Source organism: Psychrobacter sp. T6-5 (assembly GCF_052258485.2).
Taxonomy (GTDB): Bacteria; Pseudomonadota; Gammaproteobacteria; order Pseudomonadales; family Moraxellaceae; genus Psychrobacter.
Map to the genome: position 1 here is coordinate 2,849,534 of NZ_JBQQEY020000001.1, position 24,694 is coordinate 2,874,227.

Below are 24,694 nucleotides of genomic sequence, written 5' to 3' on the forward strand. Positions count from 1 at the left end.
AAACTTCTAAAGCCTATCCCAAACTATTAGTTATTAAATAATATACATTGATAAGTATTATTTGCTAAAATCGGAAGTCGATACATTAGTGCTGCCAATAAAGTGCTCAAATGCTATATTTACCCTTATACAAATTTACTTTTATAAAACAAGAGGATTGCTGCTATGGCATATGCGTCTAAAATAGCTACCGCTACCAAACTGCTAACAAGTACTGCGTGTATGCTAATGCTGTCCATGAATGCCAGTCAGGCTATTCAAGTTTACAAATCCATTGGCGCACATGGCGAAGTTAAATATAGCCAGCACGCACCGCAAAATGGTAAAAATATTGAATTAATTGAGTTTCGTAGTGACGGTAGACAAAATAACGCCGGAGAAATGGCAGGTAAAACAGATGCCAGCCAAAGCAACAATACTCAAACGGCAGAAGAGCAGCGTGTAGCAGCGCTCGAAGCACGTATCAAAGAACAAGAAGCGCAAGCCAATGCCCAGCGCTGTCAATCATTGCGTAACAACCTAACCAACTTAAATGTTGGCGGCCGTATCTATGAGATGGATGCAAATGGCAAGCGTCAGTACTTAGATGGCCGTGAGATTGAGCTAAAACGTGAACGTGTACAGCAGGCAATCAACCAATACTGTGGCAGCGCTACGACCTAACCTCTATAAAAATGATTGTTAATCGACTAATGGTTAATCGACTATCAGTAACTGCATAACATGACGAATGGCTGCTGGCATATCTTGAGCTTGTAGCCCTCGCTGTCCAATGAGCAGCTTATTTTCATGGTGACAATCATGAGTTTGATGGACCAATATATCCCCTGCAAACCCATGTATAAGCACCGCTTGGTGTAAGCTACGCGATACGCCTTCTAAATCCTGCTGTGCCAGCAGCCCAGCAGTCACGCCAGATAACACATCGCCCATGCCAGCGGTTGCCATACCAGCATTACCAACATTGCAAACGTATACTTGCTGTTGTTCTATACTTTGCTCCAAAACTAACGACCCCGCTCCCTTTAATACCCAGTCTCCACCATAGACCGTAGCGCACTGTTTTATAGCTTGCAATCTATCACTCTCTACCTCGCCTATTTTTTGACTGAGTAATCTAGCTGCTTCACCACTGTGCGGCGTCAAGCAGACTTGATGATTCATGCTATATTCTCGAAGCGTAGTTATTAGATCATGACTGTCCATTTGCAGCGAGGCCAAATGATAAAGTCCGTCTGCATCGATCACTATTGATGTGTCATGGGCTATCGCAGTCTGTATATAATCGATAAATAGTACTTTTGCTTTTTCATCACGGCCAAGTCCCATGCCAATAGCGACAACACTGGCTTGCTTGATGATTGCCTTTACGCCATCTACGTCATGCAAATTAATTGTCATCGCATCTGGCAATGACGTTAATAATGCGCCATGGAACGCCTCATGGCAGGCTACAGTGATTTTTCCAGTGCCTGTTGCCATAGCGCTAGAGGCAGAGAGTATCGCCGCCCCGCCCATCCCTTGGGAGCCATCAACGCGATTGCCACCGATAACCAACACGTGACCATAACTCCCTTTGTAGCTATTTTGGCGACGAGGCTTCATGCTGTGTGCAGCTGACAACAGCGTGGCAACGGGTTCAAACGCCTGACTGACATTTTTACCAGATGTTGTATGACTAACTGCTTTCTTAAGCGCCATTTGATAAGGTATCAACGGTATGTCAATGACCTCCCCGCTATAATCTGTACCATCTTTGGTATGCAGACCGAACTTTCGGGCAATCAGACATAAAGTCACGTCAGCCTGTATCGCCATGCGCTCGAATACCTTACCAGTAGAAGCCACCAACCCACTTGGTATATCAACGGCAACTGTTAATGCCTTTTGCTGCTGGTTGGCATCATTAAAAGCGCTAATGGCCTGTTTATAGATACCTTCTGGTGCGCGATCCAGACCAATACCGAATAACGCATCGACATAAACGTCAGCTGGTAAAGCCATTTTAGTTAAATCATCATGACTGTCATGCATCTCTTCGAAGCGTTGATAGTGACAATTAGCAGATAGAGCCATCTGTAGCGCGTTGGTAGCATCAGACATATTGTGACTAGTATTGTCTTTGCCATGATCGTTTATTGACTGACCACTGATGGTAAAGTCGTTTTTATCAAAGCCAACAGCGATTACCTCCACTTGCCAGCCAGCTTGCTGCAAATAGTGCGCAATGAGCCAGCTATCCCCGCCATTATTGCCCTTACCTACCCAGACACTTACTCGGCGCAAATGCTCCGTACGATGATAAATGCTTGTATGTTTAGCGTGCTTGTCATCAAAACATCTTTGCTCATACATCTGCTCTATTTGCTGTGCCATTTGCCAAGCCGCTTGCTGCATTAAGCCAAAACTATCATATCCTTGTGCAAACCACGCTTGCTCTATTGCATAAATTTGCTCACTACTATAAAGCGCAACAGGCTTTGTATTTTTTATTGTTGATAAATTGGTCCAGTTTTTCATTTATTATCCTCGGCTATGTTTTTCTGATATTTTTATGGTGTTGAAAGTCTATTTGCTAACCTTTGGTATCAGCTTAGCAAAAGCTTATGCCTACTTATGTATCAATATGAATGTGCGTTTATTTTCTTTTCTACTTGCGCTTATCGCTCACTGGCTTATCATAAACGCTATTCATAGGATCACTGATTGTGAGATGTGAATAATCTGATCAACCCAAACAAGCAGACAGCCAATAAGCCTCTATCTATATGCCTACCGATAAAAACAAAATTGCCGTTAGTAACTCAACAGTATTTGCAACAACAGCAGATGTTAAACAGTGGATCAAAACACAAGCGCAAGCATTAGGATTTGCTGATTGTGGGTTTTTATCTGTCCATCATCCACTGTTTGCTAAGCAAATCGAACAACTACAGAAGTGGCTGGATAAAGGCTATGAGGGTCAATTGCAGTTCATGCACAACAACCATCATCTGCGCGCTCATCCCGAGCAGTTAGTAGATGGTGCAAAGACCATTATTAGTGTAAGGATGGACTACCTCACCCAAGCCCCGACGCCACGTGCTGTCACAGATAATGACCATCCCAACCAAGGCATCATTGCGCGTTATGCAAGAGGTCGTGATTATCATAAGACAATGCGTAGCCGTTTAAAGCAATTGGCGCTGAATATCGAGGCCATGCTTCCTGAGTGGCAGCATCTCGATATTGGCTCAGATAAAGAGTTTATTTTTAGACCCTTTAGTGATTCTGCGCCTATCTTTGAGCGGCCTATTGCAGATGCTGCTGGTCTGGGCTGGACAGGTAAGCATACGTTATTAATCAACAAACAAGCTGGCTCGTTTTTTGTACTGGGTGAGCTGTTTTTGAGCTTAGAGCTGCCCGATGACCAACCTGTTAAAGAGCATTGTGGCAGTTGCAGTGCTTGTATTGATGTATGCCCTACCCAAGCGATTGTAGCGCCTTATGAGCTCAACGCCTCTGCCTGTATCTCTTATTTGACGATTGAACACGATGGCATTATTGATACCAAGTATCGACGCGCTATCGGCAATCGAGTCTTTGGCTGTGATGATTGCCAGCTGATCTGCCCGTGGAATCGTTATGCCAATCTGACTACCGTTGAGGACTTCGCACCAAGGCATGGGCTTGATAACAGCAGTTTGCTTGAATTATGGCAATGGCACGAAGCGGATTTTTTGAAAAACACACAAGGAAGCCCGCTCAGGCGCACAGGCTATATAAATTTCTTACGTAATATCGCGATTGGTCTTGGCAATGCCAATGCCAGTTTGGAAGTGGTTGAGCAGTTAAAATCTAAGCTCACCATACATAGTGCTATGCTGGACGAGCATATCGAGTGGGCCTTGGATGAGCAACAAAAAAAGCTGAAGGACAGTATCCAATTCTAAATATCTCAAGTATTGGCCACTATTAAAACTTCATATCTATTACTATATCGTTTTAAATAATAAAAAAAGCCTCTTATAAAAGAGGCTTTTTTTATCATCGATTATTTGTTGCTTGTATCGTCAATTTATTATGGCTTAGGAATGCGTAACACTTGACCTGGATAGATTTTATCTGGATCAGATAGCATTGGCTTATTCGCTTCAAAGATTTTCATATAATCGCCAGACTCACCGTAAACATCTTTAGCAATCTTAGATAAGCTATCGCCAGATTTTACCGTATACATCGTTGACTCAGGTGCATCTTCTTCGATATCGATATTGTCAATGACCTTAGCAACGTTTTGTACGTTACCAATAGCAATAATCGCTTTTTCACGATCGGCTTGAGTTTTAGCATTACCGCTAATTTCTGCCGTATCTGTAGAACCGTTATATTTGATTTTTAAATTACTGATATTTAGGTTCTGTTGCTGAATACGACGTAGCAAAATGTTAGCAACTGATTGAGCTGAAGGCTCGCTGCTTTTTACTGGTGTATTAGCATCTGCCTTGGTTTCTGTCTTAGCGTCATGCTTTTCGTCATCACGATTAAAGATTTTATCACCGATATCTTTTGCAAAACTGAACATACCCATATAACTGCTCCTTGAAATATTATTATTTATTATTCATATTTATTTTCGGTAGTGTGTTATTTAACGCCACCGTGTTTTGTACTGTTTACCATGATGAGTATAGACAAAGGAACCAAACGTGAATAGTAAGAGTATGTTGAGTAATGTTAATTGACGTAGCTTATGTTAATGCAACCAATAAACTAAATCACGCTCATAAAAAAACCGCCTATCTATTAAGATAAGCGGCATTATAAAAATTGCTAAACGAATAGCAAATTATAGCTGGGCTTGTACGTAATCAATTGCTTTTTGAACAGTAGTCAATTCTGCAGAGTCTTCGTCAGGAATAGTGATACCAAAATCACTCTCAAAAGACATAACCAATTCGACTAGGTCAAGTGAATCTGCGCCTAGATCTTCCATGAATGAAGCATCGTTGTTGATGTCTTCAATGTTCATGCCTAGTTGCTCTGCTACTGCTGATTTTACTCTTAGCTCGATATCATTACTCATATAGATCACTCCATTATCATCTATTATTTTTAATAAACTGCTATAGCGCCTCATTTAAGCTCTGTAGCATGGTATATAAAATGTGTTTGCCAGACTAGCATTGCTGTCTGAGTACTCTATGACTTGTTACACAGTCTGTCTAATAAAGCCCTGCTATAATACAGGGCTTTGAATCAAAAGTATTCGTTATTATAACACCCTTTATTATAGTTTACACTCGTTCACACAGTTTTTTATTATAACTATGTAACGTCTACATATACATGCCACCATTGACCGGAATCACCGCGCCGGTGATATAGCTGGCTTCATCACTGGCTAAGAAATGTACTGCTGCTGCGATATCTTCTGGTTGACCAAGACGACTGATAGGAACGGCATCTAGCATAGAATTCAATAGGCGCTCGTCAAGCTCATCTGTCATATCAGTCTCGATCAAACCTGGTGCCACGCAATTGATGGTCACTTGGCGTGAGCCGATTTCACGTGCAAGCGTACGGCTGAACCCTTCTACACCAGCTTTAGTCGCAGCATAGTTAGATTGACCTGCATTACCCATTTGAGCAACAACAGAGGTAATATTAATAATACGACCACGGCGCGCTTTCATCATCCCGCGTACTGCGCGTTTACTCATGCGATAAACTGAGGTCAAGTTCGTATCGATGACATTTGACCAGTCATCGTCTTTCATACGCATTAGTAGACCGTCTTGAGTGATACCTGCATTGTTAACCAATACTTGTACTGCACCATAGACGCTTTCGATTTCTTCAAACAATTTATCAATTTGAGCAGTATCACGTACGTCTAAGATGCGACCGATACCACCAGTATCATGAAGATAGTCATTAATCAATTCAGCACCTTTTTCAGTGGTTGCTGTTCCAATGACAAAATGTCCTTCTTTAGCAAAACGTTTAGCAACGGCCTTTCCAATACCACGGCTCGCGCCAGTCACTAATGTAATCGTACGACTCATGATAACACCTCTAATAATTTCTCTAGACGGGCAGGCTTGTCAGTAGGATAGCTTGTAATTGGCTGTGCTTGACGCTTAGCCAAGTTACTGAGCACATTACCACTGCCACATTCGATTAATATGTTAATTTGCTTATCAGCCAGCTCTTGCATAGTTTTCGACCATAATACAGGCTCACTCAGCTGTTCAGTCAATGCTTGCTTGATACCTACTGCACTGGTTTCAACACGCGCATAGCGATTTTGAATCACAGGAATGGTTGCTTGATCAAATTGAATACCTGCTAATATCTCAGCTAAGGCATTACTTGCTGGCTCCATTAGTGCACAATGAGATGGCACACTCACTTTTAGGGGCACAGATTTTTTGCCCGTATTTTTCACTTTGTCGATTACAGCGTTAACGCCAGCAGCATTACCCGAGATCACTACCTGTCCTGGGCTGTTAAAGTTAGCCGCGCCGACAATGGCACTCTCGACATGCTCTGTTGCTTGCTCACACAGATTTTCGACTCGGTTATCTTCAAGTCCTAATACGGCAGCCATAGCGGTATCTACACCTACAACGGCCTCTTGCATCAACTGACCGCGCTTATGGACCAAAGTGACAGCATCACCAAGCGATATCACATTGGCAGCACACAGGGCGCTGTACTCGCCTAGAGAGTGACCAGCTAAATAGCAAGGCGTCTCTTCTATTTTTTGTTGTAAGACACGCCAAATGGCAATGCTAGCTGTCAGTAGCGCTGGCTGAGTATACTCGGTTTGATTGAGTTTTTCTTCATCCTGACAGATTGCCCACAAATCCTCACCAAGCGCCTCACTCGCTTCGGTAAATGTATCGCGTATCTCTGGGTAGATTTCAGCAAGCTCACTCGTCATTGCGACTGCTTGAGATCCTTGTCCAGGAAAAATGACCGCGATACGAGCGGGTTGCTTTTTTACCATATCGGGTACAGAAGCCATAACCAATATTCCTTATCTGATTAGAAATATCCCTAAAACAATGGGGTGTATTATATTATTAGATGTGATACAAAGCCGTTAGTTCAATTATTTGTATAAGAAAACGGATTGTCAGTAAACTATACACTGACACACACTATTATCATAGCGGATGCAAACCAAACAGCAAGAGTAACGCTGCTAAAATTAAAAGAGCAGATTATATCAGCACATTTTTAAATCTACTAAAAATAACAAGCGAATTGAGCAAAAAGTGTAGCTATAAATAACAAAAAGCCAAGTTATCCAGCCACATAATATATGATAGCGAAATAACTTGGCTTTTTTTGGCTCAAAGCTTATTGACTAATGATAGTTAGGTAAATAAAACAACAGTCACCAGTACTGTCACTACTTCACCTAACTATCATAGGGTCAATGTCTTAGGCATCTTGACTAACTTTGAATAGCTGACGACCACGGTAGAAACCATCTTTAGTCATGTGATGACGACGATGTTTTTCACCAGTAGTAGCATCTACGCTTAGTTCAGCAATTTCCATACGGTGATGTGAACGGCGCATGTCACGACGAGAACGGCTTTTACGACTTTTTTGAACAGCCATGATATAGCTCCTATACTTAAAAGGGATAAGCTTGAAATTCAGCTTTAGTCGATACTGACAGAGGCTATATAATCACAACAACCTAAGTCTGAAGCATCATTAGTTAAATAGATTGTTACTTACATAAAACGCTAACTATGCCTGAAATTTATGAAAAATTTACCTAGTCAGCTTCTATCAGCACGCAACAGGTTGCTCGAATGCAATAAACCGGACATTATACGCATGTTTATTAGATTAATAAAGCCCTGCCTTGCACTCTTCTGTACAAAGCAGATAAAAGGCTTATTAAATGCATCGAGTAGATAATTTTGGCGCTTATAATTTGCCTTTTAGCGAGGCTAAAGCAGCGAATGGATTTTCATTCTCTTCTTCTTCTGGTATCTCGCCAAACTGCTCAACTGACATCTCACAATCATCATGCTTTGGCGCCATCGGTGTTTTGAGCAAGATCTCATCTTCTACCAGTTTTTTAAATGGTAATAGACGCTCGGGAGACTGCTCAGTGACGATTTCATCAAGTAACAAATAATCTTGCTCGTCATTAACCAAGCGCACTTGGCTGTCATTTTCAAGTAGTGCGATGTCGTAATCATCAGACAAGTCTATCGCGATTGGTTGCAAACAGCGTTGGCACGTTAGCCAAACATCACCTGTCAACGTAAATGCCAAATGCAAAACATTATTACGACGATAGAGTTCAGCGTTTAACTGAGTGTTTGACTGATCATGCTCAGCGCTCAATGTCGTGGCAAGACGTTCAAAAGAGTTTGGATCGACTTCACCTGACCACTCAAAACCCGTGTCTGCCCACTTGTCCAAAGAAATGTGCTCAGGCATGCTAGTAGATACAGGCGCTTTTTTATTGTCAGCGTAAGGTGCTGACGGTTTAGTTTCTGGAGTGCTTGACATGCGCGGCCTCATTCATAAAAACGGTGTATAATATTGCCTGCCATACTAACGGAAAGTGCCATATTCTGCTAGCGCTAGTATGTTAAGATTTTTTGATAGCAAATGTTTTCAAGCTCTTTTACTACCTACTTTTTTACCTAAAGTTTTTTGTATTTAATATCTATTAAGTCAATGCCTTCTCTATGAACCTATCTGATAACAAAATTAATTTTTCTGATTTACTTTCTCCTGCTACAGCAAGTTCGTTGCTGCAACATCTTACTCAACTAGATCGTCATACTGAAAATGCTCCTAATAATAGACTGTGCCTCGATAAAGATGCGTATTTAAACGAATGGAGAAATCAATGGCAAGAATTGTCTACTACTCAGACTGACGATACTCACTCAACAGAATCGATAGTTGATAGCGAACGATTAGCTACTGATTGGCTCATACAGCTATTTAATACTTTATTTACTGACCAACAGGTGATATTGGTTCGTAGTAATGGTGAACCAGAGTATTTCCCTGCTCAAGACAATGAGCCTGCCAGAATTGAATTCGCTCATGGATTTTTTGCCAGTGCTCTGCATGAAATCAGTCATTGGTGCGTCGCTGGTGACGCTCGTAGACAATTACCTGACTTCGGCTACTGGTATGCCCCAGACGGTCGGACAGCGGCTCAGCAGCAAGCATTTGAGCGCGTAGAAATTAAACCGCAGGCATTAGAATGTTTATTTACTTTGGCTTGTGGACGTCACTTCCAAGTTTCACAGGATAACTTGTTTGCCGACTTTGATACTAGCAGTAGTACCTTTGCCAGTGATGTCTATCAGCAAGTAGAAAGCTATATAGCCAAACCTCATACTCTGCCGCGTGACGCCAAGACTTTACTGACTGCTTTACTTAGCGTTTGTACTTCTTTATCTGAAATCAACGCTTAATTCAAATTACTAAGTGTTCCTACTTATTAACGATTTTCTACGGTTGGTAACGCCTTGCCACTAAACTTATATTTGCTTTAAGCTATACTGATAACTAAAGTAGTATTTTAAAAATACAGATTTGCTTAATTTTTAAAATAACTTTTTTAATATGTCCAATGATTGAACTACATCTAATTAATGAAAAAATTGTCTCAATTAAAAACCAATAATTATAAAATAAGGAACCATTATGGAAGTCTTCTACATCCATCCAGACAACCCGCAGCCACGTCTCATTGAGCAAGCCGCTGACCTACTGCGCAAAGACCACTTAATCATTTACCCAACCGATACCAGTTATGCTTTCGGTTGTCGACTAGGTGCAAAAGACGCTTTGACTAAGCTCAAGCAAATTCGTGAGCTTGACGATAAGCATCAATTTACACTGTTATGCCGTGACCTAAGCGAAATTGCCAACTATGCAACCGTGGATAACGTACAATTTAAGCAGCTTAAAGCCCACACTCCTGCCCCGATTACTTTTATTCTTAATGCGACAAAAGATGTACCCAAAAAACTGGCGCATGCGAAGAAAAAAACCATTGGTATTCGTGTGCCTAGTAACCCAATTGCTCAGGCATTATTAGAAGCGATGGATGAACCTATTCTGACCAGCTCGCTAATTCTTCCCAATCGAGATGATATATTGGATGATCCATTTGAAATTGAAGACTTATTAGGTAATCAAATCGACGGACTCATCAATGCAGGTATAAAAACGACCAAGCTCACCACCATTGTAGATATGACTAGTAGCCGCCCTGAAGTCATTAGGCAAGGCGCTGCTGATGTCGACTCATTACTACTGTGATCAGATAGCAATATAATTAACTAAATTTAAGCACAAAAAAAAGCTCCAATTCAATTGGAGCTTTTTTTATGAAATATGTCTTTAATACAAAACTAGTCGCGATCAACCAATTCTACATAAGCCATTGGCGCGTTGTCACCATCACGGTAACCACATTTTACGATACGCAAATAACCACCTGGACGCGTCTGGTAACGAGGACCTAACGTGCCAAATAATTTGCCTACCATAGCTTTGCTACGCATACGGCTGAATGCTAAACGACGGTTAGCAACGCTGTCTTCTTTAGCCATAGTGATCAATGGCTCGGCAACGCGACGTAGTTCTTTAGCTTTTGGTAAAGTTGTTTTGATCAGTTCATGCTCAAATAATGAGTTAGTCATGTTCTGAAACATTGCCTTACGATGACTGCCGGTACGACCCAGCTTGACTCCACTCTTACGATGGCGCATAGTCAAAAATCCTTAAAGTTTAACGGCTACGATAAGAAAAGCGATCATCAACACGTAAATCAGCTGGTGGCCAGTTATCCAGGCGCATACCGAGCTCTAAATCTTTAGACGCTAATACGTCCTTGATTTCTGTTAATGATTTCTTACCAAGATTTGGGGTTTTTAGAAGTTCAGTCTCTGAACGCTGTACCAAATCACCGATATAGTAAATGTTTTCAGCTTTCAAGCAGTTGGCTGAGCGAACCGTTAGTTCAAGATCGTCCACAGGGCGTAATAGCACCGGATCAACCTCTTCTTTTTCTTTCACAGGCTCAGGCGCTTCTTCAGCTTCTAGGTCAACAAAGATAGAAATCTGTTGTTGTAAAATAGTGGCTGCTTTACGAATTGCTTCTTCTGGATCTATAGTGCCATTAGTTTCAAGCTCAACGATAAGACGATCAAGATCAGTACGCTGCTCAACGCGAGCGTTCTCAACCTGATAAGCAACACGAAGCACAGGACTAAAACTTGCATCAAGCTTTAAGCGTCCAATTGCTCTGGTATCACCATCTTCACGGCGCTGGTTTGCTGGCTCATATCCACGACCCATCACTACACGCAAACGCATCTTAAGATGACCACGATCGCTCAATGTACCCAAGACCAATTCTGGATTGATGATGTCAACATTGTGCGGTAACGCGATGTCTGCAGCAGTAATAGTGCCTGGACCTTGTTTATCCAAGGTCAAAAATACTTCATTTTGGTCATGAAGTGTAATTGCCAAGCCTTTTAGGTTCAAAAGCAGGTCAAGTACGTCTTCTTGTAGTCCTTCAAGCGTTGAGTATTCATGGTCAACACCATCAATCTCAGCTTCAATGACTGCAGCACCAGGTAATGAAGATAACAAGATGCGACGCAGAGCATTACCTAGGGTATGCCCAAAGCCGCGTTCTAACGGTTCGAGCGTGACTTTCGCAATCGTTTCGTTAACCGTATCCACATTAATGGCGTTCGGCGTTAGAAACTCAGTTGCATTTAGCATCATGATGTCACCTCGATTTATTAAACTGGTTTAATTAACGTTAATTGCTCAATGCCATTTTCATAACATTGAGCATGACGTTATTACTTAGAGTATAGCTCAACGATCAAGCTTTCGTTGATTTCAGCAGGTAGATCAATACGATCAGGCGCTTTTTTGAACGTGCCTTGTAGTTTGCTGTGATCAACATCAAGCCATTCTGGAATACCACGTTGTGTCGCTAGTTCGATAGCGTTTTTGATACGTAGCTGTTCGCGAGACTTCTCTTGGATAGCGATGACATCACCATCTTGAAGCTGAATTGATGGAATGTTCACACGAACAAACTCATCACGACCAGCTTTTTTTACCATAACAGTACGATGACTGACTAGCTGACGTGCTTCAGCGCGAGTTGAGCCAAAGCCCATGCGATATACCACGTTGTCTAGACGGCTCTCAAGCATAGCTAACAAGTTTTCACCAGTAGCACCGCGCTTACGAGCAGCTTCTTTATAGTAATTAGCGAACTGACGCTCTAATACACCGTAGATACGCTTAACTTTTTGCTTTTCACGCAACTGTAGAGCATATTCTGAAGTCTTGTTACGGCTTACGCCGTGTTGACCTGGTGGACGACCAGCTTTTTTCGTTTTTACGTCGTATGGTTTAACGCCAGACTTAAGACCTAAGTCAGTGCCTTCACGACGTGATAATTTAAGTTTTGGTCCAATATAACGGGCCATTGTTATGTCTCCTATAAGCTTTTGGGATAAAAAGCTTCGTCTTTAATATTAGACGCGGCGCTTTTTCGGCGCACGGCAACCATTGTGTGGGATTGGGGTTACATCAGAGATGCTGTTAACTTTATAACCCAATGCACCTAGTGCTCTTACCGCAGACTCACGACCCGGTCCTGGTCCTTTGACCAAAACGTCGATATTCTTAACACCATATTCTTGAGCCGCTTTACCAGCGACTTCAGCTGCAACCTGAGCTGCAAATGGTGTAGATTTACGTGAACCACGGAAGCCTTGTCCACCTGAAGTGGCCCAAGCCAATGCATTACCTTGACGATCGGTAATCGTAACAATGGTGTTATTAAAAGACGCATGGATATGGGCGATGCCCTCCGATACTGAACGACGAGTCACCTTTTTGCGACTACGAGTGTCTTTTGCCATCTTTTAGCTTCCTAAGTTAATTATCTTTTGAGAGGACGTGTCGGACCCTTGCGAGTACGAGCGTTGTTCTTGGTGTTCTGACCTCTAACTGGTAGGTTACGACGATGGCGGATGCCACGGTAACAACCAAGATCAACTAAACGCTTAATATTCATTGAAACTTCACGACGAAGGTCACCTTCAGTCATGTAATTTGCAACTTGTGCACGGATAGCATCTAACTGTGTATCATCTAACTGACTAACTTTAGTAGTAGGGGCAATGCCAACTGCTTCTAAGATTTTCTGAGCAGTGGTACGACCTACACCAAAGATGTAAGTTAGTGAAATAACAGCATGCTTATTATCCGGAATGTTTACGCCGGCAATACGAGCCATTGATTTCTCTCCATTAAAGAAAAATAAGCGTTATTTATCAATAAGGCATTATTCTTCAGATTTGTTGCTGTTAATACTAGATTTTTTATAACGATAGTCGTTCTTTTGACTTAGTTAAAAGCCTATCGATCGAAAACATTATAAAACATTCTGCATAAACACGGCAAGTGGCGGATGATATCGCATCCGCCGTTATTTTTCAAGTATTAATTTATTTGGTAACAAAAGTTAAAAAACTCATGCTATCAGATATTAACCTTGACGTTGCTTGTGGCGCGGTTCTGCTGTACAGATAATATGTACACGGCCTTTACGGCGCACAACTTTACAGCTACCACAAATCTTTTTAACTGATGCTTGAACTTTCATAGCATGCTCCTTGAAATATCGTACCGCTCATTAAGATTGAGTGGGCGATTGAATTAACGTCTGATCATGATATTGATGGGTCATCAAATGCGCTTGAATCTGCGAGATGAAATCCATTACCACAACCACCATAATCAGTAGCGACGTACCACCAAGTTGAAACGGTACACCAAACGATGACTGGACGACCATTGGCATTAAACAAATAACCGTCATATACATCGCGCCAATAAAGGTCAGTCGGTTTAATACATGATCGAGGTAACGCTGAGTTTGTTGTCCGGGGCGGATACCTGGGATATACGCACCACTACGTTTAAGGTTCTCTGCTACTTCACGTGGACTAAATACTAGTGCCGTATAAAAATAACAGAAGAAAATAATCATTGCACCAAACAGTACTAAATATAGCGGTTGTCCAGGAGACAGTACCAATGCCATATTTTGTAATATTTTTTGTACGAAGGTAGGATCAGTTGATTGACCAACCCATTGCCCTAAACTTGCTGGAAATAACAACAAAGAACTGGCAAAAATAGCTGGGATAACCCCTGCCATGTTGAGCTTCAACGGCAAATGTGACTGCTGCTGAGCATAGATTTTGCGACCTTGCTGTTGCTTCTGTGCATAGTTGACAGGAACACGGCGCTGAGCACGTTCAATATAAACGATACCTGCAGTGACCGCGATGCCTAACAATACAAAAATAAATAATACAATCAAGTTCATTTGACCTTGATTGACCTGTTCGATAGATTGCGAAATCATACCTGGCGTACCAGCAACAATACTCGCAAAAATGAGCATTGATATACCATTACCAACGCCGCGTTCTGTAATCTGCTCACCAAGCCACATCAAGAACATTGCGCCCGCTACCAATGAAGTAACGGCTGGAATATAGAAAGTCAGACCAGATGATAAGGTAAGATTTTGGCTGATTAAGCCAGCACACATTCCTAATGACTGTACTAGTGCTAAAGCAAGCGTTCCTTGACGGGTATACTTGTTCAGCTTGCGTCGTCCCGCTTCACCCTCTTTTTTGAGAGCTTCAAGCGATGGCAATACCGCAGACATCATCTGTACGATAATCGATGCTGAGATATATGGCATGATGCCAAGCGCCATAATAGACATACGCTCTAGCGCACCACCTGAGAACATGTTAAACATGCTCAAGATGGTATTTTCGTTGCGCGAAAACAGATCAGCCAGATTAACCGGATTAATACCCGGGACTGGAATGTGTGACCCTAAACGATAAACAATCAATGCGCCGATTAAGAACAATAAACGCGACCATAGCTCATCATACTTGCGTATAAATGCGAATGGATTAAGCGGTATACCAGCCGATGACATTGATTGCTTTGACACGTTACTACTCCTCGATGCTACCACCAGCAGCTTCGATTGCTTGCTTAGCACCTTTAGTCACTTTTATACCTTTGAAAGTATAAGCTTTAGTGACTTCACCTGATAGCATTACACGAGCACGTTTCATATCGTGACGGATAAGGTTAGCAGCTTTAAGTGTTTCAAGGCTAACTACATCGCCTTCAATTTTATTCAGTTCAGAAAGACGTACTTCAGCAGTCTTCATAGCCAGTTTACTGGTAAAACCGAATTTTGGTAGACGACGATATAAAGGCATTTGACCACCTTCAAATCCTGAGCGAATGCTAGAACCTGAACGAGATTTCTGACCTTTTACACCACGACCACCAGTCTTACCAAGACCTGAACCGATACCACGACCACGACGTTGGGCAGTTTTCTTTGCGCCAACACCTGGTGATAATTCATTTAATCTAAGACCCATTACGCTTCCTCCACTTTTACCATGTAGTTAACGCGATTAACCATACCACGTGTTGAAGGAGTATCTTCTACTACAACAGTGTGATTAATGCGGCGTAAACCCAATCCTTTCAAGCTCGCTTTGTGGCTCTTTAGGCGATGGGCACCCGATTTAAATTGAGTGACTTTCATTTTTTTCATCGTAACTCACCTAGTCTAAGTTAACCCAAGATTTCGTCTACAGATTTACCACGTTTAGCTGCCATCTTCTCTGGAGTTGACATATCACGTAAACCGTTAAACGTTGCACGAACAACGTTAGCAGTATTGGTAGAACCATAACATTTAGTCAAAACATCTTTGACACCAGCAACTTCTAATACAGCACGCATTGCGCCACCAGCGATTACGCCAGTACCTTCAGATGCAGGCTGCATGTAGACTTTACTAGCACCATGACGTGCTTTGATCGGATGATACAAAGTTGCATCATTTAGCTCAACAGTAATCATATTACGTTTGGCAGCTTCTAGTGCTTTTTGGATAGCAGCAGGCACTTCACGCGCTTTACCACGACCAAAACCAACACGACCATTGCCATCTCCCACTACGGTCAACGCAGTGAAAGAGAAAATACGACCACCTTTAACAACTTTTGCAACGCGATCAACGGTAACTAAGCGTTCTACTAGACCGTCAGTCTGTTCATTTTTATCATTTTTATCATTTCTAGCCATGATTAAAACTCCAATCCGTTTTCGCGAGCAGCTTCTGCTAAAGCTTTAACTCGACCATGATATTTGAAACCACTACGGTCAAAGGCAACTTTAGTAATGCCAGCTGCTTTTGCGCGTTCTGCGATCATTTGGCCTACAGACGTTGCTGAATCAGCATTACCAGTCGCGCCTGAACGCAAGCTGCTGTCTAAGGTAGATGCCTGAGCAATCACTTCACCACCATTTGGAGAGATAATCTGGGCATAAATATGTTTTGACGTGCGGTTAACCGTTAAGCGATGAACGCCTAAGAAACGGATATGTGCGCGTGTTTTCTTAGCTCGACGCAGACGAGCTGCTTTTTTATCAAACATTTCAACTCACCTTATTTTTTCTTAGCTTCTTTGCGAATCACATGCTCGTCACTATAACGAATACCTTTACCTTTATAAGGCTCAGGTGGGCGGAAACCACGGATATTAGCCGCTGCTTGACCAAGCTGCTGTTTATTGTTTGATTTCAAAACAATTTCAGTTTGCGTTGGGGTTTCAGCTGACACACCTTCAGGTAACGTGTACTCTACTGGATGAGAGTAACCAACGTTTAAGGTTACTTTGTTACCAGCAACTTGTGCGCGATAACCAACACCAATTAACTGAAGACGTCTTTCAAAGCCTTCGTTCACGCCTTTAACATAGTTGTTAATAAGAGCGCGCATGGTGCCAGTGTGCATCATAGCTTCTTTTGAATCGACTGTAGGTGAGAAAATGATAGCATCATCTTCCTGTTTCAGCTCGACCAATTCATGCAGGTGTAAAGACATAGTACCGTTCTTGCCTTTAACTTCGACCTGCCGATCGTTCAAAGTAACGCTTACGCCATTTGGCAGCGTCACTGGGGCTTTAGCCACACGAGACATAGGAATATTCCTTAAAAAATTTAACTTCTTTATATTAGCGAAAAAACTAACAGGCTAAAAAGCGTGTTAGTTTAGCATAGTTGACTGTGTTAGACACCTATCAATTTGAAATAACTTAACATTACTCAATCGATAGAAGCCTAACAAACATCAAATAGACTTCATCGTCGTATAGCTTACGCTACAAATGCAACGATTTCACCACCGATACCAGCAGCGCGTGCAGCACGATCGCTCATGATACCTTGGCTAGTAGATACGATAGCAACACCCATACCTTGCTTAACAGTAGGGATTTCGTCTTTACCGCGGAACTGGCGAAGACCAGGGCGGCTATAACGTTGAATAGTTTCGATAACCGCACGGCCTTCGAAGTATTTCAATTCAATAGTAAGGGTTGCTTTGTTGTTTTCTTGCTCAGTAACAACGGCGCTCGCCACATAACCTTCGCTAACTAGCAAATCAGCAATTGATTTACGTAATTTAGAGCTCGGCATTGCTACCGATACTTTGTTAGCCATTTGTGCGTTACGGATACGGGTTAGCATATCCCCAACGGTATCTTGCATACTCATATAGTTACTCCTTACCAGCTTGCTTTACGAACACCAGGCACATCGCCTTGCATGACACGCTCACGCAGCATATTGCGTGATAAGCCAAACTTGCGGAAGTAACCGTGAGGACGACCGGTGATAGCGCAACGATTACGCAGACGTACTGGTGATGAATTGCGTGGAAGAGCTTGTAGCTCTAACATCGCTTCCATACGAGCTTCGTCACTTGCAGTCATATCACTGATAGTTTCTTTTAGCTTGATACGCTTTTCAGCATATTTAGCAACCATTTTTTCGCGCTTTAATTCGCGGTTAATCATGCTCTTCTTTGCCATAACGTCTTTACCTTATTTAAATGGGAAGCCGAATGCTTTAAGCAACGCACGACCTTCTTCATCAGATTGAGCTGACGTGGTGATTGTCACATCCATACCACGGATACGGTCAATCTTGTCAAAATCTACTTCTGGGAATACGATCTGTTCTTTGATACCCAATGAGTAGTTACCACGTCCGTCAAAGGCTTTAGGTGAAAAACCGCGGAAATCACGAATACGAGGAATTGCAATGGCAACGAGACGATCTAAAAATTCGTACATTTGCTCACCGCGTAGCGTTACTTTACAGCCAATTGGCCATTCTTCACGAATCTTAAAGCCAGCAACTGATTTACGCGCTTTGGTGACAACAGGTTTTTGACCAGCAATCGCGGTCATGTCAGCTACAGCACCTTCAAGCAATTTTTTGTCTTGAGACGCGCCGCCCACACCCATGTTAAGTGTGATTTTAGTGATTTTAGGCACTTGCATCACGTTGTCCAAACCAAGATCTTCTTTGATTTGCTGCTTTAATTTATCGTTATATAAAGATTTTAATCTTGCCATTACCATTACACCCTTAGTGTCTTACGCAGTCGCCACTACTTCACCGTTTGAACGATAGACGCGTTGTTTCTTGCCATCTTCGCCAAACTGATAAGTAATACGGTCTGCTTTTTGGGTTTGCGCATTTAAGATTGCGACATTTGAGATATGCAGAAAAGCTTCTTGCTTAAGAATGCCACCTTCAACGCCAGTTGCCTGATTTGGCTTCTGATGTTTAGTGACAATATTAATGCCTTCAACTTTAATACGATCGTTTTTTACAGCTTGTACAGTACCCTGCTTGCCTTTGTCTTTCCCAGCAATCACGATAACTGTATCGCCTTTACGTAATTTTGACATGGATTACCTCACAATACTTCTGGTGCTAGTGATACAATTTTCATAAACTGATCACCACGTAGTTCACGAGTTACCGGTCCAAAAATACGAGTTGCAATCGGCGCTTTGTTTTGGTTCAACAATACCGCAGCATTGTCATCAAAACGTAACACAGAACCATCTGGACGACGAACGCCTTTTTTGGTACGTACAACTACTGCATTCATCACGTCGCCTTTTTTAACACGACCACGAGGAATGGCTTCTTTAACCGTTACTTTAATAATGTCGCCAACTGATGCATAACGACGATGAGAACCACCCAGTACTTTAATGCACTGAACTCGCCTTGCACCGCTATTGTCTGCAACTTCCAGCATTGACTCAACCTGAATCATAGCGTTACTCCACACGTATGAGCAATAAAAACCAGTTGCTGCCGCTAGCACAGAATGAGTAGGACGGCATTTTAATATAAATAACCGCAACTTACTCTTAATGTGAGTGATATACGCTCGGCGCAATCAGCATCCTTAAAAAGGCGGCTATTTTAACAGCTTCTGGCTTTTAATGCAATTTACTTAGATTTTTTCTACTTTTTCAACCACATCAACTAAAGTCCAAGACTTAGTTTTTGAGATTGGACGCGTTTCTTTGATACGGACAAGGTCGCCTTGTTGGCAAACGTTGTTCTCATCATGTGCTTTGATTTTAGTAGAACGACGAAGCTGTTTGCCATACAAAGGATGACGAACCAGACGCTCAATCAAAACTGTGATGGACTTGTCCATCTTGTCGCTGACAACTCGTCCTGTCAATACGCTAGCATTGGTAGCTGTTTGATTGTTATCGCTCATGAGTCGCCTCGTTGTTTCTCGTTGATCAAAGTCTGAAGCTGAGCAATCGTGCGACGATTGCCTCTGACTTCATGGGTATTACCCAACTGACCAGTTGCTTTAGCCATACGAATACGGAAAGCATCAAGTTGCTTTTCATCAAGTAACTGGGTCAGTTCTTCTAATGATTTATCACGTAATTCACTGATCTTCATTACATTATCGTCCGCTTAACAATGGTAGTTTTAAAGGGCAGTTTTGCTGCAGCAAGCGTGAAAGCTTCACGTGCAAGCTCTTCTGGCACCCCTTCAATTTCATATAGCACTTTACCAGGCTTGATTTCGCATACCCAGTACTCGACTGGACCTTTACCTTTACCCATACGTACTTCTAATGGTTTGTTGGTAATAGGCTTGTCTGGGAATACACGAATCCAAATCTTACCGCCACGCTTAATTTTACGAGTGATGGTACGACGTGCTGCTTCGATTTGACGGGCTGTCATACGACCGCGCGTCAATGATTTTAGACCAATTTGTCCGAATGCAACGGTGCTTCCACGATGAGCTAGCCCAGTGTTACGACCTTTGTGCATTTTACGAAACTTGGTACGTTTTGGCTGTAACATAGTTTAACCTCTGTCTGAGTTTCGACGGTTTCCGTTTCCGCGACCACGGCGTTTTGGCGCACGAGTCTGCTCTTCTTTGACGGGATTATAAACACTGTTCATACCGTCAAGGATCTCTCCGCGGAAAATCCAAACTTTAACACCAATGGTGCCGTAAGTTGTCTCTGCACGAATTGACGCATAGTCAATATCAGCACGAAGTGTATGCAATGGCACACGGCCTTCACGATACCATTCGCTACGAGCAATCTCAGCACCGCCAAGACGACCAGACAGCTCAACTTTAATACCTTTAGCACCAGAACGCATGCTGTTTTGTACGGCGCGCTTCATCGCACGACGGAACATAACGCGACGCTCAAGCTGGCTACTGATACCTTCTGCTACCAAACGTGCATCAAGGTCAGGTGACGTGATTTCTTCAATGTTGACCTGAGCAGGTACGCCCATAATTTTGGTCAATTCTTTTTGAAGTCTTTCGATATCTTCGCCTTTCTTACCGATAACAATACCAGGGCGCGCAGTGGCGATGGTAATCTTAGCAGCGCCAGTAGGACGCTCGATCATGATGTTGCTGATCATTGCGTTATCTAGCTTTTTGCGTAAATATTCACGGACTTGAATGTCGTTGATTAGGTATTCTGAGTATTGTTTAGGGTTAGCATACCAGTTTGCATTATGCTTTTTTACAACACCAAGACGAATTCCGATTGGATGTACTTTTTGACCCATAACTTATTCTCCTACCTTTATAGTGATGTGACAAGTACGCTTGCTGATACGATCAGCGCGACCTTTGGCACGTGGTAGGATACGTTTTAGCGTAATGCCTTCATCAACATAGATAGTAGCGACTTTAAGGTCGTCGATATCTAGGCCGTGATTATGTTCGGCATTGGCGATGGCTGAGTTAAGACATTTCTTAACAAACACAGCGCCTTTTTTATTGCTATACGTTAGGATATCCAAAGCACGCTCAATAGATTTGCCACGAACTTCATCAGCAACGAGTCTAACTTTTTGTGCCGATATGGCGGCACCGCGTAATTTTGCAGTTACTTCCATGGTAAGCACCTTATCTCTTAGCTTTTTTGTCAATGCCATGACCACGATACGTACGAGTCGGGGCAAATTCACCTAGTTTATGACCAACCATCTGCTCACTTACGATAACCGGTACGTGAGTACGGCCGTTGTGGACAGATAAAGTTAGGCCAACCATTTGTGGTAGGATCATCGAGCGGCGCGACCAAGTTTTAATTGGCTTGCGTGAGTTGGTGTCTAATGCATTCTCAACTTTAGCAAATAAGTGCGCGTCTATGAATGGACCTTTTTTCAATGAACGAGGCATGAAATTCTTCCTTTATTTCTTCTTGGCGCGACGGCGGATGATCATGTTGTCAGTACGCTTGTTATGACGCGTTTTAAGTCCTTTAGACTTCTGACCCCAAGGGCTAGTTGGATGGCGACCTTTGTTACGACCTTCACCACCACCATGTGGGTGATCAACCGGGTTCATAGCGACACCACGAACTGAAGGACGAACACCACGCCAACGTGAAGCACCAGCTTTACCAAGTGATTTCAAGTTGTTTTCAGTGTTAGAAACTTCACCAATAACAGCACGGCAGTTTACGTGTACACGGCGTGTTTCGCCTGAACGTAGACGTAGAATAGCATAGATACCGTCACGGCCTAATAACTGAACGCTAGCACCCGCAGAACGAGCCATCTGTGCACCTTTACCGATTTTAAGCTCGATATTGTGAATCACAGTACCCAATGGGATGTTTTTTAGCGGTAGGCAGTTACCTGGACGAATTGGAGACGTCTCGCCTGACATTACTGTATCGCCAACTGCTTGTTTTTTAGCAGCGATGATGTAACGACGTTCGCCATCAGCATACTTAAGTAGTGCAATATGTGCAGTACGGTTAGGATCGTATTCAATACGCTCTACCACAGCTGGAATATTGTCTTTAGTACGTTTGAAGTCGATAATGCGATAATGTTGCTTATGACCACCGCCAATGTGACGAGTAGTGATACGACCATTATTGTTACGACCACCTGACTTACTTTTTGATTCTAGAAGCGCTGCATAAGGACGACCTTTATAAAGGTGTGGATGCACAACTTTTTCAACAAAACGACGGCCTGGTGATGTTGGCTTTGCTCTTACGATAGGCATGAGTGTAATCCTTATTCGTTATTCGCTGTTTCACTAGTAGAAGTAGTAGTGTTCGCTACGTCTTCACCAGCATCAGCCATTTGTACATCTTGACCAGCTTTTAAGGTAACATAGGCTTTTTTGTAGTCATTACGACGGCCGATGCTTTTACCAAAACGCTTTGTCTTACCTTTAACATTCAAAGTGTTTACTTTAGTAACTTCAACACCTTCAAACATCAACTCAACTGCTTTCTTGACTTCAAGCTTAGTAGCATTAGAATCAATTTTAAATACCTGCACACCAAGTGAGTCGCCAAGCATTTGAGATTTTTCTGAGAATACAGGTCCTCTTAAGACCTGATAAAGTCTTGCGTTGTTCATGCTAGTGCTTCCTCAAATTGTTTCGCAGCTTCAACTGACATGATCACTTTATCAAATGCGATCAAGCTCACTGGATCCACTTCGTTTGTACCAAGTACATTGACGTGCGGAATGTTGCGAGCAGCTAAGTATAAGTTTTCGTCAACTTCTTTGGTGACGATTAATGCACGAGGTGCACCAAGCTCATTTAGCTTTGCAATCAGTTCTTTAGTTTTCGGCCCAGAAACGCTCAACTCTTCTACCAAAATCAGACGCTCTTGACGAATCAATTCTGCTAGGATGCACTGCATCGCACCGCGATACATTTTACGGTTTACTTTCTGTGACCAATCTTGTGGTTTTGCAGCGAATGCACGACCACCTGAACGCCAGATTGGGCTACGAATAGAGCCCGCACGAGCGCGACCAGTACCTTTTTGGCGCCATGGCTTGATACCACCGCCAGAAACTTCGGCACGGGTTTTTTGTGCGCGTGTACCTTGGCGAGCACCAGCTAAATAAGCGGTGACGACTTGATGCACTAGTGCTTCGTTGAATTCACGACCAAATGCCGTATCAGAAAGCTCAACCGCCGCACCTGTAACTGTTTTTAAATCCACGTTAATCCCCTTGCTTAGGCTTTGACTGACGGACGTACGATAACATCGCCACCGGTGGCACCTGGGATAGCACCCTTGATGACAAGTAACCCTTTTTCGGCGTCAACCGAAATCACTTCTAGGCCTTGAACAGTAACACGCTTGTTACCCATCTGGCCCGCCATCTTTTTGCCCTTGAATACTTTACCTGGTGACTGGTTTTGACCAGTTGAACCATGTGCACGATGAGACACTGAGTTACCATGAGTAGCATCTTGCATACTAAAGTTGTGACGTTTGATAGGGCCCTGGAAGCCTTTACCTTTGCTCTGTCCTGTCACATCAACCATCTGACCTTGTTCGAACAAGTCAGCTAGAATCTCACCACCAATCTCACGACCTTCAAGATCGCTATCGTTGACACGAAATTCCCAAACACCACGGCCAGCTTTAACGCCAGCTTTCGCGAAGTGACCTTTTTGTGCGGCTGTTACGCGGCTGTCACGACGAGTACCTGTGGTGATTTGGATGGCTTGGTAACCATCTACATCAGTATTTTTTACTTGAGTAATGCGGTTTGCATCGACCTCAACCACTGTTACAGGGATAGATGCGCCTGTTTCAGTGAAGACACGGGTCATGCCGCATTTTTTACCGACTAAACCGATCGCCATTTTAGACCTCTTTATATCTTATATTAATGGGTTGGGTGTGTAATGTGCATTAACCCAAAGCAATTTGGACGTCAACACCCGCCGCTAAATCTAATTTCATTAGCGCATCCACAGTTTTGTCAGTAGGCTGAACGATATCAACCATACGCTTGTGAGTACGAATTTCGTACTGGTCACGCGCGTCTTTGTTAACGTGTGGTGAGGTTAGAACGTTGAAGCGCTCAATGCGAGTCGGCAACGGTACAGGACCACAAACTTGCGCACCGGTGCGCTTTGCAGTATCAACAATCTCTTGTGCAGATTGATCGATCAGACGATGATCAAAAGACTTAAGACGGATACGGATTCTCTGGTTAGCCATGCCAGCAAGCTCCTAATATGTGCTTTCGTCATTCTTGCGTCGCAAGATCATGATCAAAAGCAGTTTGGTTAAATATTCACTTAAAGCGGCCTTCTGTTCTTAACCAGAATGAGTTCTTTATCCGAACTTATAGCGTGCCAAAAGCAAAATAGTTTAAAGCCCCGCCAACTCTCCTAT

The 24,694-nt window shown here is 42.7% G+C and carries 39 protein-coding genes; 4 read left to right on the forward strand and 35 right to left on the reverse strand.

What is annotated here, in order from left to right:
- Positions 1-165 precede the first annotated feature (165 nt).
- The gene (locus tag ACTXGK_RS26800; protein WP_443517438.1) at positions 166-663 is read left to right on the forward strand and encodes a DUF4124 domain-containing protein; all 498 of its coding nucleotides are present in this window, start codon (positions 166-168) and stop codon (positions 661-663) included.
- 33 nt (positions 664-696) lie between these two features.
- Here the strand turns inward: ACTXGK_RS26800 and ACTXGK_RS26805 are convergent, their stop codons facing one another.
- On the reverse strand, positions 697-2,520 hold the full coding sequence (locus ACTXGK_RS26805; RefSeq protein ID WP_443517439.1) for an NAD(P)H-hydrate dehydratase: 1,824 nt from the start codon (positions 2,518-2,520) through the stop codon (positions 697-699).
- A 248-nt stretch (positions 2,521-2,768) separates the two neighbouring features.
- Between ACTXGK_RS26805 and queG the strand changes: the two genes are divergently transcribed.
- The gene (gene queG, locus ACTXGK_RS26810; protein WP_443517440.1) at positions 2,769-3,932 is read left to right on the forward strand and encodes a tRNA epoxyqueuosine(34) reductase QueG; all 1,164 of its coding nucleotides are present in this window, start codon (positions 2,769-2,771) and stop codon (positions 3,930-3,932) included.
- A 128-nt stretch (positions 3,933-4,060) separates the two neighbouring features.
- Here the strand turns inward: queG and lysM are convergent, their stop codons facing one another.
- From lysM to ACTXGK_RS26840, 6 genes are all read right to left on the reverse strand, one after another.
- Positions 4,061-4,570, reverse strand: coding sequence for a peptidoglycan-binding protein LysM (lysM, locus tag ACTXGK_RS26815; RefSeq protein ID WP_201599224.1), 510 nt, complete (start codon positions 4,568-4,570; stop codon positions 4,061-4,063).
- A 258-nt stretch (positions 4,571-4,828) separates the two neighbouring features.
- Positions 4,829-5,065, reverse strand: coding sequence for an acyl carrier protein (gene acpP / locus ACTXGK_RS26820; RefSeq protein WP_058025368.1), 237 nt, complete (start codon positions 5,063-5,065; stop codon positions 4,829-4,831).
- Positions 5,066-5,318: 253 nt separating this feature from the next.
- Positions 5,319-6,047, reverse strand: coding sequence for a 3-oxoacyl-ACP reductase FabG (gene fabG, locus ACTXGK_RS26825; RefSeq protein WP_443517441.1), 729 nt, complete (start codon positions 6,045-6,047; stop codon positions 5,319-5,321).
- On the reverse strand, positions 6,044-7,012 hold the full coding sequence (gene fabD / locus ACTXGK_RS26830; protein ID WP_443517442.1) for an ACP S-malonyltransferase: 969 nt from the start codon (positions 7,010-7,012) through the stop codon (positions 6,044-6,046). Before fabD ends, fabG begins: the two co-directional genes overlap by 4 nt.
- A 422-nt stretch (positions 7,013-7,434) precedes the next feature.
- Positions 7,435-7,617, reverse strand: coding sequence for a 50S ribosomal protein L32 (rpmF, locus tag ACTXGK_RS26835; protein ID WP_057758809.1), 183 nt, complete (start codon positions 7,615-7,617; stop codon positions 7,435-7,437).
- A 318-nt stretch (positions 7,618-7,935) separates the two neighbouring features.
- Positions 7,936-8,529, reverse strand: a complete 594-nt coding sequence (locus ACTXGK_RS26840) for a YceD family protein (protein ID WP_058025365.1) — start codon at positions 8,527-8,529, stop codon at positions 7,936-7,938.
- Positions 8,530-8,711: 182 nt separating this feature from the next.
- Between ACTXGK_RS26840 and ACTXGK_RS26845 the strand changes: the two genes are divergently transcribed.
- On the forward strand, positions 8,712-9,455 hold the full coding sequence (locus ACTXGK_RS26845) for an elongation factor P hydroxylase (protein ID WP_443517443.1): 744 nt from the start codon (positions 8,712-8,714) through the stop codon (positions 9,453-9,455).
- A 232-nt stretch (positions 9,456-9,687) separates the two neighbouring features.
- Positions 9,688-10,308 (forward strand): L-threonylcarbamoyladenylate synthase, encoded by a 621-nt coding sequence (locus ACTXGK_RS26850; RefSeq protein ID WP_443517444.1) that lies wholly within the window; start codon positions 9,688-9,690, stop codon positions 10,306-10,308.
- A 92-nt stretch (positions 10,309-10,400) separates the two neighbouring features.
- Here the strand turns inward: ACTXGK_RS26850 and rplQ are convergent, their stop codons facing one another.
- The 28 genes from rplQ to rpsJ all read right to left on the reverse strand — a co-directional run bounded on the left by rplQ (position 10,401) and on the right by rpsJ (position 24,517).
- Positions 10,401-10,760: a 50S ribosomal protein L17 gene (gene rplQ / locus ACTXGK_RS26855; protein WP_021813387.1), complete on the reverse strand. Its 360-nt coding sequence runs from the start codon at positions 10,758-10,760 to the stop codon at positions 10,401-10,403.
- Positions 10,761-10,779: 19 nt separating this feature from the next.
- The gene (locus tag ACTXGK_RS26860; protein WP_201599219.1) at positions 10,780-11,787 is read right to left on the reverse strand and encodes a DNA-directed RNA polymerase subunit alpha; all 1,008 of its coding nucleotides are present in this window, start codon (positions 11,785-11,787) and stop codon (positions 10,780-10,782) included.
- A gap of 80 nt (positions 11,788-11,867) precedes the next feature.
- Positions 11,868-12,509 (reverse strand): 30S ribosomal protein S4, encoded by a 642-nt coding sequence (gene rpsD / locus ACTXGK_RS26865; RefSeq protein ID WP_058025563.1) that lies wholly within the window; start codon positions 12,507-12,509, stop codon positions 11,868-11,870.
- 48 nt (positions 12,510-12,557) lie between these two features.
- Entirely contained in the window at positions 12,558-12,947 is a 390-nt protein-coding gene (gene rpsK / locus ACTXGK_RS26870) for a 30S ribosomal protein S11 (protein WP_045454458.1), read from the reverse strand.
- A 20-nt stretch (positions 12,948-12,967) separates the two neighbouring features.
- Positions 12,968-13,324 (reverse strand): 30S ribosomal protein S13, encoded by a 357-nt coding sequence (gene rpsM, locus ACTXGK_RS26875; protein ID WP_021813384.1) that lies wholly within the window; start codon positions 13,322-13,324, stop codon positions 12,968-12,970.
- 252 nt (positions 13,325-13,576) lie between these two features.
- The gene (gene rpmJ, locus ACTXGK_RS26880) at positions 13,577-13,693 is read right to left on the reverse strand and encodes a 50S ribosomal protein L36 (protein WP_010196721.1); all 117 of its coding nucleotides are present in this window, start codon (positions 13,691-13,693) and stop codon (positions 13,577-13,579) included.
- A gap of 30 nt (positions 13,694-13,723) precedes the next feature.
- Positions 13,724-15,055: a preprotein translocase subunit SecY gene (secY, locus tag ACTXGK_RS26885; RefSeq protein WP_404693603.1), complete on the reverse strand. Its 1,332-nt coding sequence runs from the start codon at positions 15,053-15,055 to the stop codon at positions 13,724-13,726.
- A gap of 19 nt (positions 15,056-15,074) precedes the next feature.
- The gene (rplO, locus tag ACTXGK_RS26890) at positions 15,075-15,515 is read right to left on the reverse strand and encodes a 50S ribosomal protein L15 (protein WP_057758719.1); all 441 of its coding nucleotides are present in this window, start codon (positions 15,513-15,515) and stop codon (positions 15,075-15,077) included.
- On the reverse strand, positions 15,515-15,694 hold the full coding sequence (rpmD, locus tag ACTXGK_RS26895) for a 50S ribosomal protein L30 (RefSeq protein ID WP_057758718.1): 180 nt from the start codon (positions 15,692-15,694) through the stop codon (positions 15,515-15,517). Before rpmD ends, rplO begins: the two co-directional genes overlap by 1 nt.
- A 20-nt stretch (positions 15,695-15,714) precedes the next feature.
- Positions 15,715-16,230: a 30S ribosomal protein S5 gene (rpsE, locus tag ACTXGK_RS26900; protein WP_010196711.1), complete on the reverse strand. Its 516-nt coding sequence runs from the start codon at positions 16,228-16,230 to the stop codon at positions 15,715-15,717.
- Between the two features lie 2 nt (positions 16,231-16,232).
- Positions 16,233-16,583: a 50S ribosomal protein L18 gene (gene rplR, locus ACTXGK_RS26905; RefSeq protein WP_057758713.1), complete on the reverse strand. Its 351-nt coding sequence runs from the start codon at positions 16,581-16,583 to the stop codon at positions 16,233-16,235.
- 11 nt (positions 16,584-16,594) lie between these two features.
- Positions 16,595-17,128, reverse strand: a complete 534-nt coding sequence (rplF, locus tag ACTXGK_RS26910) for a 50S ribosomal protein L6 (protein ID WP_201599217.1) — start codon at positions 17,126-17,128, stop codon at positions 16,595-16,597.
- Between the two features lie 176 nt (positions 17,129-17,304).
- On the reverse strand, positions 17,305-17,703 hold the full coding sequence (rpsH, locus tag ACTXGK_RS26915) for a 30S ribosomal protein S8 (RefSeq protein ID WP_057758708.1): 399 nt from the start codon (positions 17,701-17,703) through the stop codon (positions 17,305-17,307).
- An 11-nt stretch (positions 17,704-17,714) separates the two neighbouring features.
- Positions 17,715-18,020, reverse strand: a complete 306-nt coding sequence (gene rpsN / locus ACTXGK_RS26920) for a 30S ribosomal protein S14 (protein ID WP_193006033.1) — start codon at positions 18,018-18,020, stop codon at positions 17,715-17,717.
- A 12-nt stretch (positions 18,021-18,032) separates the two neighbouring features.
- Positions 18,033-18,569, reverse strand: a complete 537-nt coding sequence (rplE, locus tag ACTXGK_RS26925) for a 50S ribosomal protein L5 (protein ID WP_057758706.1) — start codon at positions 18,567-18,569, stop codon at positions 18,033-18,035.
- A 21-nt stretch (positions 18,570-18,590) separates the two neighbouring features.
- On the reverse strand, positions 18,591-18,908 hold the full coding sequence (gene rplX / locus ACTXGK_RS26930) for a 50S ribosomal protein L24 (RefSeq protein WP_011279796.1): 318 nt from the start codon (positions 18,906-18,908) through the stop codon (positions 18,591-18,593).
- Between the two features lie 8 nt (positions 18,909-18,916).
- Complete coding sequence (rplN, locus tag ACTXGK_RS26935) at positions 18,917-19,285, reverse strand: 50S ribosomal protein L14 (protein ID WP_010196702.1); 369 nt, start codon at positions 19,283-19,285, stop codon at positions 18,917-18,919.
- A gap of 183 nt (positions 19,286-19,468) precedes the next feature.
- Positions 19,469-19,744 (reverse strand): 30S ribosomal protein S17, encoded by a 276-nt coding sequence (rpsQ, locus tag ACTXGK_RS26940; protein WP_021813375.1) that lies wholly within the window; start codon positions 19,742-19,744, stop codon positions 19,469-19,471.
- A complete protein-coding gene (rpmC, locus tag ACTXGK_RS26945; RefSeq protein ID WP_110923946.1) occupies positions 19,741-19,938 on the reverse strand; it encodes a 50S ribosomal protein L29 in 198 nt (65 codons plus the stop codon). Before rpmC ends, rpsQ begins: the two co-directional genes overlap by 4 nt.
- A complete protein-coding gene (gene rplP, locus ACTXGK_RS26950; protein ID WP_010196693.1) occupies positions 19,938-20,351 on the reverse strand; it encodes a 50S ribosomal protein L16 in 414 nt (137 codons plus the stop codon). Before rplP ends, rpmC begins: the two co-directional genes overlap by 1 nt.
- A gap of 3 nt (positions 20,352-20,354) precedes the next feature.
- Positions 20,355-21,083, reverse strand: coding sequence for a 30S ribosomal protein S3 (gene rpsC / locus ACTXGK_RS26955; protein ID WP_201599216.1), 729 nt, complete (start codon positions 21,081-21,083; stop codon positions 20,355-20,357).
- 3 nt (positions 21,084-21,086) lie between these two features.
- Complete coding sequence (rplV, locus tag ACTXGK_RS26960; protein WP_021813373.1) at positions 21,087-21,416, reverse strand: 50S ribosomal protein L22; 330 nt, start codon at positions 21,414-21,416, stop codon at positions 21,087-21,089.
- 10 nt (positions 21,417-21,426) lie between these two features.
- Positions 21,427-21,702 carry a 30S ribosomal protein S19 gene (gene rpsS, locus ACTXGK_RS26965; RefSeq protein WP_010196682.1) on the reverse strand — a complete coding sequence of 92 codons (276 nt, stop codon included), beginning with the start codon at positions 21,700-21,702 and terminating at the stop codon, positions 21,427-21,429.
- A 12-nt stretch (positions 21,703-21,714) separates the two neighbouring features.
- Entirely contained in the window at positions 21,715-22,542 is an 828-nt protein-coding gene (rplB, locus tag ACTXGK_RS26970) for a 50S ribosomal protein L2 (protein WP_058025575.1), read from the reverse strand.
- An 11-nt stretch (positions 22,543-22,553) separates the two neighbouring features.
- Positions 22,554-22,904 carry a 50S ribosomal protein L23 gene (gene rplW / locus ACTXGK_RS26975; RefSeq protein WP_319052268.1) on the reverse strand — a complete coding sequence of 117 codons (351 nt, stop codon included), beginning with the start codon at positions 22,902-22,904 and terminating at the stop codon, positions 22,554-22,556.
- On the reverse strand, positions 22,901-23,503 hold the full coding sequence (gene rplD / locus ACTXGK_RS26980; RefSeq protein ID WP_075106934.1) for a 50S ribosomal protein L4: 603 nt from the start codon (positions 23,501-23,503) through the stop codon (positions 22,901-22,903). Before rplD ends, rplW begins: the two co-directional genes overlap by 4 nt.
- Before the next feature lie 14 nt (positions 23,504-23,517).
- Positions 23,518-24,156, reverse strand: coding sequence for a 50S ribosomal protein L3 (gene rplC / locus ACTXGK_RS26985; RefSeq protein ID WP_201599214.1), 639 nt, complete (start codon positions 24,154-24,156; stop codon positions 23,518-23,520).
- 49 nt (positions 24,157-24,205) lie between these two features.
- Entirely contained in the window at positions 24,206-24,517 is a 312-nt protein-coding gene (rpsJ, locus tag ACTXGK_RS26990; RefSeq protein ID WP_010196670.1) for a 30S ribosomal protein S10, read from the reverse strand.
- Positions 24,518-24,694 lie beyond the last annotated feature (177 nt).